The organism is Gallaecimonas pentaromativorans, assembly GCF_003751625.1.
Lineage (GTDB): Bacteria > Pseudomonadota > Gammaproteobacteria > Enterobacterales > Gallaecimonadaceae > Gallaecimonas > Gallaecimonas pentaromativorans.
Genome location: NZ_RJUL01000010.1, coordinates 16,948 through 30,821, shown reverse-complemented (window position 1 = coordinate 30,821; position 13,874 = coordinate 16,948). Strand labels below are relative to the sequence as shown.

Genomic DNA, 13,874 nt, shown 5'->3' with positions numbered 1-13,874 from the left:
TTTTTGAGCCCAGGAGTCACCGGTGCTGCTTGTTGTAGGGGTTTGCCTTGTCCTTGGCCTTATCGCCGGCGTGTTGTCGGGGCTACTGGGGATAGGCGGCGGCCTGGTTATTGTGCCCACCTTGGCTTGGTTGCTACCCAAAATGGGGATAAGCCACGATCTGGTGATGCCCATGGCCCTTGCCACCTCCCTTGCCACCATCTGCGTAACCGGTACTTCATCGGTAATGGCGCACCAGCGTCGCCATTCGGTGCCCTGGGCCCAGGCTCGCTGGTTGGTCGCCGGGATGATCGTCGGTGGCCTGCTGGGAGCCCAGGTGGCGTCTCTGGTAGGCGGGATGATGCTCAAGAAGTTTTTCGGGGGCTTTTTGTTCTTCTCGGCTTGGCGGATGCTGGCCAGAAAGAAGCAACCCTTGACCCCTTCTGATGCCCTGCGCCTTTCCAACCCGCTGCTGGGGTCCATTAACATCGGTGTCGGTATGCTGTCATCCATGCTCGGCATTGGCGGTGGTACCCTGCTGGTGCCGCTATTGACCTTTGCCGGCATGGCCATGACCCAGGCCGTGGCCGCTGCCGCTACCTGCACCCTGGCGGTGGCGGTGGCCGGTACCTTGTCATACGCCATCAGCGGCATGCACCAAACCGGGTTGCCCCACGGCAGCCTGGGCTTTTTGTATCTACCGGCCCTGCTGGCCTTGTTGCCAGGGGCCTTTTTCATGGCACCGGTCGGTGTGCGCTTATTGCACCGGGTGCCTGCCGAGAAGGTGAAAATCGGTTTTTCAGTGCTGCTGGTTCTGGTGGGGCTGGAAATGCTTATTAACTAGGAAGGAATATGTCCACACCGCTTCATTTTCCCCATATCGACCCTGTTGCCTTCAAGATTGGGCCGCTGCCGGTGCACTGGTACGGCATTATGTATCTGGTGGGCTTTTTCGCCGCCATGTTTCTGGCCAACCGCCGCGCCGATAAACCCGGCTCGGGCTGGGACCGCCAACAAGTCAGCGATCTGCTGTTCTACGCTTTCCTTGGGGTCTTGCTGGGTGGCCGTATTGGTTATGTGATCTTCTATCACTTCGACCTGTTCCAGGAAAATCCGCTTTATCTGTTCCGGGTCGACCAGGGCGGCATGTCCTTTCACGGCGGCCTTATTGGCGTCATCCTGGCCATGCTCTATTTTGGCCGCAAGACCAAGAAAACCTTCTTCACCGTGGCGGACTTCGTGGCGCCCATGGTGCCTATTGGCCTTGGCATGGGCCGCATTGGTAACTTCATCAATGGCGAGCTGTGGGGCCGGCCTACCGATCTGCCCTGGGGCATGATCTTCCCCACCGGCGGCCCGGTGCCGCGCCACCCCAGCCAGCTCTATGAAGCCACCCTCGAGGGCTTGGTGCTGTTTTGCATCCTGTGGTGGTTCTCTTCCAAACCCCGGCCCCGTGGCAGCATCTCCGGCCTGTTCTTGCTGCTGTACGGTGTCTTTAGGAGCCTGGTGGAATTTGTGCGCGAGCCTGACCCGCAGCTCGGTGAGCTGGGCGGCTTTATCACCATGGGCCAGGTATTGTCGCTGCCGATGATCATTTTTGGCATCGTGCTGCTGGTGTGGAGCGTTAAACACAAAGGAGACAAGGCATGAAGGCCTACCTTGACCTGATGCAGAAAATCCTCGATGAGGGCGCTCAGAAAGCCGACCGCACCGGCACCGGTACTTTGTCCATCTTCGGGCACCAGATGCGGTTTAACCTGCAAGAAGGCTTCCCGCTGGTGACCACCAAAAAGTGCCACCTGCGCTCCATCATTCACGAGCTGCTGTGGTTTTTGAACGGTGATACCAACATCGCCTACCTCAAGGAAAACGGCGTCTCCATCTGGGACGAATGGGCCGACGAGGAAGGCAACCTGGGACCGGTGTACGGCGCACAGTGGCGCAGCTGGCCTGCCGCCGATGGCCGCCATATCGACCAGTTGGCCAAGGTGATGGCGCAGCTGAAAAATGACCCCGACTCCCGGCGCATCATCGTGTCGGCCTGGAACGTGGGTGAGCTGGATAACATGGCCTTGGCGCCCTGCCATGCCCTGTTCCAGTTCTATGTGGCAGACGGCAAGCTTTCCTGCCAGCTCTACCAGCGCAGCTGCGATGTGTTCTTGGGGCTGCCTTTTAATATCGCCAGCTACGCACTGCTGACCCACATGGTGGCCCAGCAGGCCGGGCTTGAGGTGGGGGATTTTGTCTGGACAGGTGGCGACGTGCACCTTTACAGCAATCATCTGGAGCAAACCCGGCTGCAATTGACCCGCGAGCCTAGGGCGCTGCCCCAGCTCAAAATATTGCGTAAACCGGACAGCCTCTTTGACTACCGCTTCGAGGATTTTGTCATCGAAGGCTACGACCCCCATCCCCACATCAAGGCCCCTGTCGCCATCTGAAGAAAGCCGCCTAGTGCGGCTTTCTTTTTTGCACTACACTTCGGTTAATTCTTATCTTTAGGTGAGAAGAAAGGGATTTTCTCTAATTAACATCTCCTTTAGTCTGGGCAGATGTTGTGCAAACGAGGCGAAGTGTCTGTCAATGAAGGCTTTTTTCCGATCGTTATTCACCCCCGAAACCCGCGGCGGCACCTTGCTGATCCTGGCGGCCGTATTGGCCATGGTGCTGGCCAATTCACCTTGGGCGGAGTATTACGCGCGGTGGCTTGAGACGCCTTTGGTGGTGCAGGCCGGGCCTTTGCTGGTAGACAAGCCCTGGCTGGCCTGGGTGAACGACGGCCTGATGGCGATCTTCTTCTTGCTGATCGGTATTGAGGTCAAACACGAGATGGTCAGTGGCGCTCTGTCGAGCCCCAAAAAGGCGGTGCTGCCGGTTATCGCCGCCCTTGGCGGCATGCTGGCGCCGGCGCTGGTGTTTTTGATCTTCAACATGGGCGACCCCATCAACCGCCAAGGCTGGGCCATTCCGGCCGCCACCGATATCGCCTTTGCCGTGGGCGTGCTGGCACTGCTGGGTAAAAGGGTGCCGCCGGCCCTTAAGATCTTCCTGTTGGCGCTGGCCATCATTGATGACCTGGGCGTTATCATCATCATCGCACTTTTTTACACCAGCGAACTGTCCACCCTCAGCCTGGCGGTTGCCGGTGGGGCCATTGTGGCGCTGGTGGCATTGAATCTGCTGAACGTAAGACGGCTGCTGCCCTATCTGCTGGTGGGAGCTGTGCTTTGGGTCAGCGTGCTGAAGTCTGGCGTACATGCCACCCTTGCCGGTGTCATCATCGGCTTTCTTATTCCCCATAAGATAGGTAACGACAAACCTGCCCATCGCCTAGAGCGCATGCTCTCTGACTACACGGCGTTACTTATTCTGCCACTGTTTGCCTTGGCCAACGCCGGCGTGTCCCTCAAGGGCCTAAGCCTCGACAGCCTGCTGGCGCCGTTGCCGCTCGGTATTATGCTGGGCCTGTTTGTCGGTAAGCCGCTGGGGGTGTTCAGTGCCACCTGGCTGGCGGTCAAAGGCGGCATGGCGTCGCTGCCGGAAAACACCAACTGGCGGCAGATCTTTGCCTTGGCGGTGCTGTGCGGCATCGGCTTTACCATGTCCATGTTCATCGCCTCTTTGGCTTACCAGCATGAACATGTCATGTACGACACCTATTCGCGCTTAGGGATCCTGGCTGGCTCCACCATCGCGGCCGTGGCTGGCTATTGGCTGATGAAACGCTCCCTGGCGCCAGCTAAAGAGGAGGTTACCTGATGAAAGCCGCTGTCATCGTACTGGGGCTGCTTAGCCCCCTGGCCTTGGCCCAGGAACCGTTGTCGCACTTTGAAGAGGTGTGCCTTGGCCAGAAAGACTCAACCCGCTGCCGCGATTACCTGATTGGGGTAGTGGACGGCGTGAAAATGCAACACGACACGGGCACCGCCAATGGCCAGGATTATCTGGACAGGGCCAAATCCCAGCGTATCGGCGGGCGTATGGAATACATGCGTAGCCGCCTGTGCGAAACACCCAACCCCGATAAAGACAAGCTGCTCAAGGAACTGCGTACCGAGATCAACGATGCCGGTATTCAATCAGAGCAGGATCTTCTCACCTACTTGAACAAGGCATTCAGTTGTCAGTGATATGGCGCATCTGAACTATAACCACCTGTATTATTTCTGGATGTTGGTTCGCAAGGGCTCCCTTGCGGCCGCTTCCGAGGCGCTTTGCGTAACCCCCCAGACCATCTCCGGCCAGCTCAAGCTGCTGGAAGGGCGCATGGGTCCCCTGCTGACCAAGCGTGGCCGTCGCCTCGACACCACCGAGCTTGGCCGCATGGTGTTTCGCTATGCCGACCGTATGTTCAACCTGTCCTACGAGCTTATCGACATCCTCGACTATCAAAAGCACGAGTCGGTGCGTTTTGACGTAGGGGTGGCCGATGCCCTGTCCAAATGGGTGGTGGCGCAGCTGCTGCGGGTGGCCTCGCCCCCGGACATGGAAGTGGCGCTGAGCTGCTTTGAGTCGCGCCATGAGCTGCTGCTCGACGAGCTGAAAAGCCACAAGCTGGACATGATAGTCTCCGACTGCCCTATCGATTCTGCCGCCGAGCCGGGGCTGCATTCGCGGGCCATCGCCGATTACTCCCTGGCCTTTTTCTGCCGCGACCAGCTTGAGCTGCCTTTCCCGTTCTGCCTGGAAGAGCGGCCGCTGCTGCTGCCAAGCCGCAAGACCGCGGCCGGGCGCGAGCTTAAGAGCTGGCTGGACGAGCAGGGCCTTAATCCCACCATCGGCGGCGAGTTTGACGACTCGGGCCTGATGCAGGCCTTTGGCGCCGTGGGCCGCGAGATCTTCGTGGCGCCGGCGGTCAACAACCAGCAGTTCGAGCAGAACTTCGGGGTGCATTGCCTGGGCGAAACCGACGCGGTGAAAGAACGCTACTACGTGATTTTTGCCGAGCGGATGATCCAGCACCCGGCGGTGGCCAGGCTTTGCAACCTGGAGCCGGAGACGCTGCGTTTTCATAGCTTCTTTGATCATTAAACTGTCAAAGCTGTCTGCTTAGATGGCGTCCAGGTTTGTCACCTGGACGCCACTATGCCACTTCTTGTTGCTGCTCAATGCCAGTCCGAGCTTGCCCATCTGCAGGCCCTTATCGACCGCCCCTCCATTACCCCCAACGACGCCGGTTGCCAGCCCTATATCGCTGCGCAGCTAAGTCGCCTGGGTTTTGAAATTCTGCACCTGCCAAGCCAGGGGGTGGCCAACCTCATCGCCTGGCGCCCCGGCACGCCAAGACTGGCCTTTTGCGGCCATACCGATGTGGTGCCTGCCGGGCTGCATTGGCAGGTAGACCCCTTTACCCTTACCGAAGTGGGGGGCGAGCTGTTTGGCCGCGGCATCGCCGACATGAAAGGCGGTATTGCTGCCTTCCTTACCGCTATTGAGCGGGCCCTGGACCAGGGCGCCAACCTCGACGGCCTGATGGTGCTGCTCACTGCCGATGAAGAAGGGGAGGCCGAGCACGGCTCGAGGGTGATTGCCGAGTTCCTGGCGCGCCAGGGTAAATTGCCGCCCTGGGTGCTGGTAGGAGAGCCCACCGCCCGCAGAATGAGCGGCGATACCTTGCGAGTGGGGCGGCGCGGCGCCATCTCCGGCGAGCTGATCCTGAGCGGCAAAGCCGGGCACGTGGCTTATCTGCAATCGCGGGAGAACCTGCTGCACCGGGCCATGATGCTGGGCGCCGAACTTTGCGCCTTACCCTGGGACCAGGGCGCGCCGGATTTCCCTGGCACCGCCTTTCACCTGACCGGACTTGAACACGGCCAGTGGCTGGACAACGTCACCCCAGGCAAGGTGACGCTGCGCTTTAACCTGCGTTATTCCCACCACACCAACGCTGAGCTGATTGACCAGCGCATCCGCGCCCTGATGCCAGCCGATTTGGTGGGCGAGCTTAGCTGGAGCCGGCCTTGTGAGCCGTATTTTTCGAGCTTTGACGAGCAGCAGCCCAACTTTTTGACGGTGGTGGAAAAGGCGGTGTTTGCCGGCCTTGGCCAGTTCCCGGTGCTCTCTACCGCCGGCGGCAGCTCCGATGGGCGTTTTTTTCGCGCCCACGGCGCCCAGGTGATCGAACTGGGCCTGCCCAACGCCACCATCCACCAAGCCAACGAGCGGGTCAGCAAGGCCGAGTACCTGCGCCTTATCGCTATCTACGAGACCTTACTGCTGAGCCTGTAAAAAAGGCCCCTGGCGGGGCCTTTTTATCACTGATGGCTGTCGATGTAGCGGGCGCGCTTGTTGTCCTTGAGCTGGCTGACATCCACCAGCACCAGGCCGTCGACGCAGTCGCCAAAGTCCGGGTCTACCCCGAAATCCAGGAACTTGACGCCGCCTGGCTCGCACACGTCGGCGTATTGCTTGTAGAGGGTAGGGACGCTGGCGCCCATGCTGGCCAGTTTGTCCTTGAGCTGCACGAAGTCGTGCTTGTAATCGTCACCCTTAAAAGTGGCGGTCAGCGCCTCGAGGGTTTGGCTATCCAACTGATAGGGGGTGTGGTGGCGGGTGCTGAGGTTGTCCTTACCGAAATAGTGGCGATAGAAGTACACCATCAGATCCCTGGCTGCCGGCGGGAAGTTGGCCGACAGCGACACCGGCCCGAACAGGTAACGGTAGTGGGGGTTTTTGGCCAGGAAGGCGCCAATGCCGAGCCACAGGTAATCAAGGGCCCGTTTGCCCCAGTAGGCCGGCTGCACGAAGCTGCGGCCAAGCTCCAGGCCCTGCTCGAGGATGGGGTCCATGTCCGGGCCGTAATTGAATAGGGTTTGGCTGTACAGGCCTTCACGGCCAAGGCGCTTGGCATCGGCCAGGCGGTAGGCGCCGGCGATCTCCAGGCGTTTTGGGTCCCACAGCACCAGGTGCAGGTAGTTGACGTCGAACGGGTCGATATCGCGGCGCTTGCCGGTGCCTTCACCCACGGCGCGAAAGGCGATCTCCCGCAGCCGGCCAATTTCACGCATCAAAGGGCAGTCTGGCTGGTAGTGATAAAGGTGAATTTGCATGCCGTCCGGGGTCTGGCCCAGCAGTTGGCAGTGGCTCAGCACCTGCAATAGCACCTGGCGGTCTTCACGGGGGGCGATGGCGGTTTCGGTTTTAAATGGCAGGCGCTTTTGGGTACCCACCCGGTACAGGTGCTTTTTAAAGAGCTTTATTTGGGTGCGCTTGGGCAGGGCCTGGATGCTGTCGAGCTGGCTGTGGGGGATCAGCTCGCCGATATGCACCTGCAGCTTCTTGTGGCGCTGCTTGAACATCTCTTGCACTAAAAGGCTAGTGGCCAGCGGCTTGTAGAGCATGGAGGTGGAGTAAAACAGCGCCGAGTTACGGGCTTCGAGGCGAATGGGCAGGATGGGCGCCTTGCTCTGGCGGGCCAGGCGTAAAAAGCCTGATTGCCAGCGGGTGTCACGCACCCCTTGGGGGCGCAGCCGGGACACTTCCCCAGACGGGAAGATGATCACCGCCTGGTTTTGGTTCAGGCATTCTTGAATGGCCAGCAGCTGGCTTTTTTGAGTGCTGCCCACCATGTTGTTGACCGGGCACAGCAAGGATTGCAGCGGCTCGACTTCGCTCAGCAAGGCGTTGGCCACCACTTTCACATCGCGGCGCACTTCACTGACCAGCTTTAACAGCGCCAGGCCGTCCAGGGAGCCGATAGGGTGGTTGGCGATGATCACCACCCGGCCGTTTGCCGGGATCCGCTCTTTTTCGCGGTCAGCCACCTGGTAGGAGAAATCGAAGTAGTTCAGCACTTCTTCGACAAAATCCAGGCCCTTGGCGTGGCGATGCTGCTCTTTAAACTGGTGAAATTCCTTTTCTTTAAGCAGCTGGCGGAGAACCGGGGTCAGCGCCTTTTTGTAAGGCAGCTGGGGAAAATGACGTTCCAGTACATTTTCGACGGTGAACATGGTGTGGGTCCTGTCGGCGGATACTGACCACAGCCTAGGGACCCAAGATGGCGTTTCGCTAACACTTTGGTGACGCTTTTATGACCAGTCAGGCCGCCTCAACCAAGGCGCCTTGCTGGCTTTGGGCCAACACCTTCTGTTGCTCTGTCCAATGGATAAGCTCCAGCTCACCGTCTGCTTTCTCGACGATAAAAGAGCAGCTGTCCACGAAGTCGCCGGTGTTGAGATAGAGCAATCCCTGGCAGTGCTCCATGGCTGGCTGGTGAATATGGCCCAGTACCACCCCGGCGCAGCCCGCCTGCTCGGCAGCCTGAATGGCGGCTTGGCGATAACGGCCAATGGCGGCCTGAGCCTTGCCGATACGTTTTTTGATATAACCGGCCAGCGACCAGTAAGACAGCCCCAAACGCCGGCGCAGCCCCTGGCACAGCCGGTTCAGCCACATCAGCACGTCGTAGCCGAGGTTGCCCACCAGTGCCTCGAAGCGGCCCAGGCAGACCGCAGCGTCAAACTCGTCGCCGTGGGTCAGCAGCAGGACCCGGCCGTCTTTAAGGGTGTGGCGGCCCCGGCGCTCAACCGCCATGTTGGCCAGGGCCCGGCCGCAAAAGCGCCTGAGCGGGGCGTCGTGGTTGCCGGGAATATAGAGAATGCGGGTGCCTTTGGCGGCGAGCCGTTCAAACTCCAGCAACACCTGGGAGTGGCTGGCCGGCCAGTGGCTGCGTTTACTCATGGCCCAGAGATCAATGACATCTCCAAGCAGGTACAGCGTGTCGCAATGCAGGTCCCTGAGCAGGGCCAGCAGATAATCGGCTTTGCAGTCCTTGCTGCCAAGGTGCAGATCCGACAGGAATACGGCGCGGTGTGGCTGGGTCATGGTTGCATGCTCCGAACATGAGTTCGGGAATTTAGGCTAGGCAGGGGCAGTGACAGCGCCTTGACGATTGCATGACGCTTCTATGAAAAAGCCCGCCTGGTGGCGGGCTTTTGTCGCTTATTCGCCGAAGTTGCCTTCGGGAATGGGGCGCAGCGGGCTATCGTTCTGCGCGGCAAGATAGACAGTGGCTACCCAGGCCGCCACGTTCTGGGCCAACTGGGCCGGGTCAATCTTGTTGAGGGTGTCGTCGGCGGTGTGGTGGTAGTCAAAGTAGTAGGTGCCGTCTTGGCGCAGGCTAACGACCGGCACGCCCTGGTAGGGCAGCAGGCTCACTTCCGAGCCGCCACCGGCCTGGTTGTCGCCCATGTCTACACCGATGGGGCTCAGCACCTTGTTAAGGGCGCTGCGCAGCGCCTCGCCTTCAGGGCCTAAGCGGGTGTCGATGCGATAAACCCGGTCGGCGCCAAAGTCGGACTCGCCAGCCAGCACGTGCTTGGCCAAGTCTTTGCCTTTGTGCTGCTCAACATAGGCTTTGCCGCCCCAAAGGCCGGTTTCTTCGGCGGCGAAAAACACCACCCGGATGGTGCGCTTGGGACGCTTGGGCAAGTCCTTGATGAGCTTGCCTGCAGCTGCGGCAATGGCGATACCGGCGCCGTCGTCGATGGCGCCCTGGCCTTCGTCCCAGGAGTCCAGGTGGCCGGCGATGAGCACTATTTCGTCGGGCTTTTCGCTGCCGGTGACTTCTGCTATCACGTTATGCACTGTGGTTTGCGGGCCGGGCTCGGCGGTCATGGTCAGGTGCAGTTTGACCGGTTTGCCAGCTTGCAGCATGGCGGCCACCAGGTTGGCATCGGGCACGGCAAGGGCGGCGGCCGGGATCTTGGTGACATCGTCCTGGTAGCGCATCATGCCGGTGTGGGGAAAGCGGCTAAGGCCGGTGCCAACCGAGCGGATAAGCACCGCTTTGGCGCCCAGTTTGGCCGCTTCTATGGCGCCCATGGCGCGCCCGGCGACGGTGGTGCCGTACTGAAAGCCGTTTTGCACCCGGGCCATGGGTTTGTCGATAAAGACAATTTTGCCGGCAACGGCGTTGCGGTCTGCCGCCTTGAGGGCATCGATATCGGCAAAGCGCACCACCTCGGCATCAATGCCTTTGGCATCGGTACCCACAGAGCCGCCAAGGGCGGTCAGCACCAGGTGCTGGCGGTAAGGGGCGCTTATCTCGGCGTGGATGGTGCCGCGGGCCCAGGTGGGGATGGTCAGGGCTTCGGTGTAAACCTTGTCAAAGCCCAGGCTTTTGAGCTTGGCCACGGCCCAGGCTTCGGCCTTCTTGTTGTTCTCGGAGCCAGCCAGGCGCGGGCCCACTTCCACCACCAGGGATTTGACCAAGTCGTAAGCCTGATGACTGGCCAGTGCTTGGTCCCTCAGTTTTTCTGCGGTCTGGATATCCGGCTCTGAGACGGCGGCAGCCGCCGGCAAGCTGGCGAAAAGCAAAGAAACAAGCAACTTACGCATGGTTATTCCCTTAGAAGTTCAGTCAAGCTTCAGCTAATTCGCGGTTAACTTATCACGCAGTCTATTACTGTGCGGTTTTACTCGACCAGTTGTAGACGTGTTGCGTTGGCTATTCAGAAGGAGACGTTGTTATGACGTATTGCAGTGAGAGCTTGGTTGAAGAGGCGACCCCTGCCGTTACCCTGCTGAAAGCCATGGCCAACGAGAGGCGCTTGTGCATTCTCAAAAACCTTCAAGAAGGGGAGTTATCTGTGGGGGAGCTGAACGACCGGCTCAACCTCAGCCAATCTGCTCTTTCTCAACATCTGGCATGGTTACGCCGGGATGGACTGGTTCGGACGCGCAAGGAAGCTCAGACCGTTTTCTATTCGTTGCAAAGCGATGAGGCGGAAAGGGTCATCGAACTGTTGGACAGGCTGTTCAGTCACTAACGAAAAAGTGCCTAAATAAAAAAACCGGCGAAAGCCGGTTTTTTTTCGAGCTCAGTAAGCTGACCTTACAGGGCGTTGATCTGCGCGTTCAGGCGAGCCTTGTGGCGAGCCGCAGCGTTTTTGTGGATCAGGCCTTTGGTTGCCATGCGATCGATGATCGGCTGGGCAGTAGTGAAAGCTTCTTGAGCAACAGCTTTGTCGCCGGTAGCGATAGCGGTACGTACTTTCTTAACGAAGGTGCGCAGCATGGAACGGCGGCTGGCGTTGTGCTGACGACGCTTCTCAGCCTGGATCGCGCGCTTCTTCGCAGACTTGATGTTAGCCAAGGTCTAACTCCTAAAATCGGTAGGTCCAATAATAAAAAGGCCACGGAATATGCCCGTTTTAAGCACCATTGTCAAACGGATCGCACAATTTTTGTGCCGCCGTTCATCGTTGGCAACCGTGACCATACAGCGATAAGATGGCGCGCATTCTAGCAGAATTCCAGCGCCCGCCTACAGGCATTTTTGTCGATGGGAACACCCTTTGAGCCGTAAATTATTAAAAGCCAGTGCCCTGGTCAGTTTTATGACCCTGATTTCCCGCATTTTGGGCCTGCTGCGCGACGTGGTTATCGCCAATCTGTTGGGGGCCGGTAACGCCGCTGACGTCTACTTCTTTGCCCAGAAGATCCCCAACTTCTTGCGCCGCCTTTTTGCCGAAGGGGCCTTTTCCCAGGCCTTTGTGCCGGTGCTGGCCGATGTGCAGCAAAACCAGGGCGAAGATGCCATGCGCCAGTTGGTGGCAAGGGTATCGGGCACCTTGGGCCTTATCATTACGGTGGTGACGGTACTGGGCATTGTCGGCTCGCCGGTGGTGACCATGCTGTTCGGTACCGGCTGGTTCGTAGCTTGGCTGCACGGCGAGGCGGATGGTGCCAAGTTCGAGCTGGCCTCGGTGATGCTTAAAATCACCTTTCCTTATTTGTGGTTTATTAGCCTCACCGCCCTGGCAGGGGCCGTGCTCAACACCCTGGGCCGGTTTGCGGTGGCCGCCTTTACCCCGGTATTTTTGAATGTGGCCATTATCGGCTGCGCCATCTGGCTGTCGCCAAAACTGGCCCAGCCGGAGATTGGCTTGGCCTGGGGGGTGTTCCTGGGCGGGGTGATCCAGCTGCTGTTTCAAATACCCTTCATGCTCAAAACCGGTTTTCTGGTGCGCCCGCGCTGGGCCTGGCATGACGAAGGGGTTACCCGCATTCGCAAACTGATGGTACCGGCACTGTTCGGGGTGTCGGTGAGCCAAATCAACCTGCTGCTGGATACCTTTATTGCGTCCTGGCTGGTGGGGGGCTCCATCTCCTGGCTTTATTACTCAGACCGGTTGCTGGAGTTTCCGCTGGGCATTTTCGGTATCGCCATTGCCACCGTTATCCTGCCGACCCTGTCGCGCCGCCATGCCGACAAGGAATCCGACGCCTTTGCCCACACCATGGACTGGGGAGTGCGGATGGTACTGCTGCTGGGTATGCCGGCGGCAGCGGGGATCATGGTGCTGTCGGCTCCCTTGCTGATGGTGTTGTTCCTGCACGGGGCCTTTGACGTGAACGCCGCCATGGGCGCCTCCATGGCGCTGTGGGCCTACGGCTCGGGGCTGGTGGCGTTTATGCTGATTAAAATCCTGGCGCCGGGCTTTTATGCCAAGCACGACACCAAAACCCCGGTCCGTATCGGCATCATTGCCATGGTCTGCAATATGGTGTTCAACATCATCCTGGCGACCTTGTTGGGAGACAAGCTCGGCTACATCGGCCTGGCTGCTGCGACCTCCATGTCGGCGTTTTTGAACGCGGGGCTGTTGGCTCATGGGCTTTGGAAGCGCAACGTCTATCGCCCCGGGCGCTTGACCTGGCTGACCCTGGGCCGCATTGTGGCGGCAACGGCCGCCATGGTAGCGGTGCTGTGGTACTTCAATCCCGACCCGCTGGCCTGGAAACAACTGAGCCTGGCCGAGCGGCCATTGTGGCTGGTGGGGTTGATTGCTGGCGGCGCTTCCACCTACGTGGTGGTCTTGCTGTTGACAGGTTTTCGGCCAAGGCATCTCAAGGCGGGCAGCCAGTTCTAACCAGGACGGGTGATCCACCGGGGGCACTTGGGTATAATCGGGCGATTTCTCAGGCAAGCTGGCAGTATTCATGGAGCTTATTCGCGGACTTTATAACGTCCGGCCCCAGCACCGGGGCTGTGTGCTGACCATCGGCAACTTCGATGGCGTGCATCTCGGCCACCAAGCGGTGCTGAAAAAACTCATTGATAAAGCTCGTGAATTGTCGCTGCCAGCCACCTTGATGCTGTTCGAACCCCAGCCCTTGGAGCTGTTTTTGGGCGACAAGGCCCCGGCCCGGTTATCGCGGCTGCGTGACAAGCTGGCCGCCCTTGAACGGCTGGGGATGGACAGGGTCATCGTCGAGCCCTTTACCCCGCATTTTGCCAGCCTTGAACCCCAGGCCTTTATCCAGCAGCAACTGGTTGAGCGGTTGGGGGTGCAATTTTTGGTGGTGGGGGACGATTTTCGCTTTGGCCACGGCCGCAAAGGCGATTTTGCCATGCTGGAGGCGGCTGCCGCCCAGCACGGTTTTACCGTGACCAATACCGACAGCTTTTGCCTGGTGGATGACAGGGTTTCCAGCACCCGTATCCGCGAAGCCTTGCAAGACAGTCGCCTGGCGGATGCCGAAACCATGTTGGGCCGGCCCTACAGTATCAGCGGCCGTGTTCATCACGGCGCCAAGATGGGCCGCACCATTGGTTTTCCCACCGTCAACCTGCCATTGAAACGCAAGGTCAGCCCGGTCAAGGGCGTCTTTGCGGTAGACGTGCTGGGCGCCGACGACAGCGCCTGGCCGGGCATCGCCAATATTGGCGTCAAGCCCACCGTTAATGGCAAAGTACCGACCTTGGAAGTCCACCTTTTGGATTTTGACGGCGACCTTTACGGTAGCCAGTTGGAAGTGGTACTGAGAAAAAAACTGCGTGACGAGCAGCGTTTTGCATCTTTGGATGCGCTGCGCGACCAAATCGAAAAGGACGAGCAGGCTGCTCGTGCCTTTTTTGCCAATCGTAAGCAATCTCTTGAGTGAACCCG

The 13,874-nt window shown here is 59.3% G+C and carries 14 protein-coding genes; 10 read left to right on the top strand and 4 right to left on the bottom strand.

Annotation, left to right across the window (positions count from 1 at the left end; all coding sequences use genetic code 11):
- Nucleotides 1–22 precede the first annotated feature (22 nt).
- The 7 genes from EDC28_RS16550 to dapE all read left to right on the top strand — a co-directional run bounded on the left by EDC28_RS16550 (nucleotide 23) and on the right by dapE (nucleotide 6,207).
- Entirely contained in the window at nucleotides 23–823 is an 801-nt protein-coding gene (locus EDC28_RS16550) for a sulfite exporter TauE/SafE family protein (RefSeq protein ID WP_050659842.1), read from the top strand.
- Nucleotides 824–831: 8 nt separating this feature from the next.
- A complete protein-coding gene (gene lgt / locus EDC28_RS16545; RefSeq protein ID WP_123422348.1) occupies nucleotides 832–1,629 on the top strand; it encodes a prolipoprotein diacylglyceryl transferase in 798 nt (265 codons plus the stop codon).
- Nucleotides 1,626–2,420 carry a thymidylate synthase gene (gene thyA, locus EDC28_RS16540; RefSeq protein WP_123422347.1) on the top strand — a complete coding sequence of 265 codons (795 nt, stop codon included), beginning with the start codon at nucleotides 1,626–1,628 and terminating at the stop codon, nucleotides 2,418–2,420. The genes lgt and thyA overlap by 4 nt, the downstream gene beginning before the upstream one ends.
- A 142-nt stretch (nucleotides 2,421–2,562) precedes the next feature.
- Nucleotides 2,563–3,738, top strand: coding sequence for a Na+/H+ antiporter NhaA (gene nhaA, locus EDC28_RS16535; protein WP_050659839.1), 1,176 nt, complete (start codon nucleotides 2,563–2,565; stop codon nucleotides 3,736–3,738).
- On the top strand, nucleotides 3,738–4,109 hold the full coding sequence (locus tag EDC28_RS16530; RefSeq protein ID WP_123422346.1) for a hypothetical protein: 372 nt from the start codon (nucleotides 3,738–3,740) through the stop codon (nucleotides 4,107–4,109). The genes nhaA and EDC28_RS16530 overlap by 1 nt, the downstream gene beginning before the upstream one ends.
- Nucleotide 4,110: 1 nt before the next feature.
- Nucleotides 4,111–5,010: a transcriptional activator NhaR gene (nhaR, locus tag EDC28_RS16525; protein WP_123422345.1), complete on the top strand. Its 900-nt coding sequence runs from the start codon at nucleotides 4,111–4,113 to the stop codon at nucleotides 5,008–5,010.
- A gap of 54 nt (nucleotides 5,011–5,064) precedes the next feature.
- The gene (dapE, locus tag EDC28_RS16520) at nucleotides 5,065–6,207 is read left to right on the top strand and encodes a succinyl-diaminopimelate desuccinylase (protein WP_123422344.1); all 1,143 of its coding nucleotides are present in this window, start codon (nucleotides 5,065–5,067) and stop codon (nucleotides 6,205–6,207) included.
- Between the two features lie 26 nt (nucleotides 6,208–6,233).
- On the opposite strand, the gene olsF is transcribed toward dapE, so the two are convergent.
- The 3 genes from olsF to EDC28_RS16505 form a co-directional block, all read right to left on the bottom strand.
- Nucleotides 6,234–7,928 carry a bifunctional ornithine lipid synthase OlsF gene (olsF, locus tag EDC28_RS16515; RefSeq protein ID WP_123422343.1) on the bottom strand — a complete coding sequence of 565 codons (1,695 nt, stop codon included), beginning with the start codon at nucleotides 7,926–7,928 and terminating at the stop codon, nucleotides 6,234–6,236.
- A gap of 88 nt (nucleotides 7,929–8,016) precedes the next feature.
- Nucleotides 8,017–8,802, bottom strand: coding sequence for a UDP-2,3-diacylglucosamine diphosphatase (locus tag EDC28_RS16510; RefSeq protein ID WP_123422342.1), 786 nt, complete (start codon nucleotides 8,800–8,802; stop codon nucleotides 8,017–8,019).
- A gap of 117 nt (nucleotides 8,803–8,919) precedes the next feature.
- On the bottom strand, nucleotides 8,920–10,317 hold the full coding sequence (locus EDC28_RS16505) for a M20/M25/M40 family metallo-hydrolase (RefSeq protein WP_123422341.1): 1,398 nt from the start codon (nucleotides 10,315–10,317) through the stop codon (nucleotides 8,920–8,922).
- Nucleotides 10,318–10,448: 131 nt separating this feature from the next.
- Between EDC28_RS16505 and EDC28_RS16500 the strand changes: the two genes are divergently transcribed.
- Complete coding sequence (locus EDC28_RS16500; RefSeq protein ID WP_050659832.1) at nucleotides 10,449–10,748, top strand: ArsR/SmtB family transcription factor; 300 nt, start codon at nucleotides 10,449–10,451, stop codon at nucleotides 10,746–10,748.
- Nucleotides 10,749–10,813: 65 nt separating this feature from the next.
- On the opposite strand, the gene rpsT is transcribed toward EDC28_RS16500, so the two are convergent.
- Nucleotides 10,814–11,074, bottom strand: coding sequence for a 30S ribosomal protein S20 (gene rpsT, locus EDC28_RS16495; protein ID WP_050659831.1), 261 nt, complete (start codon nucleotides 11,072–11,074; stop codon nucleotides 10,814–10,816).
- Nucleotides 11,075–11,276: 202 nt separating this feature from the next.
- Here rpsT and murJ point away from each other — a divergent pair, with 202 nt between their 5' ends.
- Nucleotides 11,277–12,854, top strand: coding sequence for a murein biosynthesis integral membrane protein MurJ (gene murJ / locus EDC28_RS16490; RefSeq protein ID WP_123422340.1), 1,578 nt, complete (start codon nucleotides 11,277–11,279; stop codon nucleotides 12,852–12,854).
- 70 nt (nucleotides 12,855–12,924) lie between these two features.
- Complete coding sequence (gene ribF, locus EDC28_RS16485) at nucleotides 12,925–13,869, top strand: bifunctional riboflavin kinase/FAD synthetase (RefSeq protein WP_050659829.1); 945 nt, start codon at nucleotides 12,925–12,927, stop codon at nucleotides 13,867–13,869.
- The last annotated feature ends 5 nt before the right edge of the window (nucleotides 13,870–13,874 follow it).

Coding starts and splice junctions, on each gene's coding strand:
- lgt (WP_123422348.1), top strand. CDS start 832: ATGTCCACACCGCTTCATTTTCCCCATATCGACCCTGTTGCCTTCAAG.
- thyA (WP_123422347.1), top strand. CDS start 1,626: ATGAAGGCCTACCTTGACCTGATGCAGAAAATCCTCGATGAGGGCGCT.
- nhaA (WP_050659839.1), top strand. CDS start 2,563: ATGAAGGCTTTTTTCCGATCGTTATTCACCCCCGAAACCCGCGGCGGC.
- EDC28_RS16530 (WP_123422346.1), top strand. CDS start 3,738: ATGAAAGCCGCTGTCATCGTACTGGGGCTGCTTAGCCCCCTGGCCTTG.
- nhaR (WP_123422345.1), top strand. CDS start 4,111: ATGGCGCATCTGAACTATAACCACCTGTATTATTTCTGGATGTTGGTT.
- dapE (WP_123422344.1), top strand. CDS start 5,065: ATGCCACTTCTTGTTGCTGCTCAATGCCAGTCCGAGCTTGCCCATCTG.
- olsF (WP_123422343.1), bottom strand. CDS start 7,928: ATGTTCACCGTCGAAAATGTACTGGAACGTCATTTTCCCCAGCTGCCT.
- EDC28_RS16510 (WP_123422342.1), bottom strand. CDS start 8,802: ATGACCCAGCCACACCGCGCCGTATTCCTGTCGGATCTGCACCTTGGC.
- EDC28_RS16505 (WP_123422341.1), bottom strand. CDS start 10,317: ATGCGTAAGTTGCTTGTTTCTTTGCTTTTCGCCAGCTTGCCGGCGGCT.
- EDC28_RS16500 (WP_050659832.1), top strand. CDS start 10,449: ATGACGTATTGCAGTGAGAGCTTGGTTGAAGAGGCGACCCCTGCCGTT.
- ribF (WP_050659829.1), top strand. CDS start 12,925: ATGGAGCTTATTCGCGGACTTTATAACGTCCGGCCCCAGCACCGGGGC.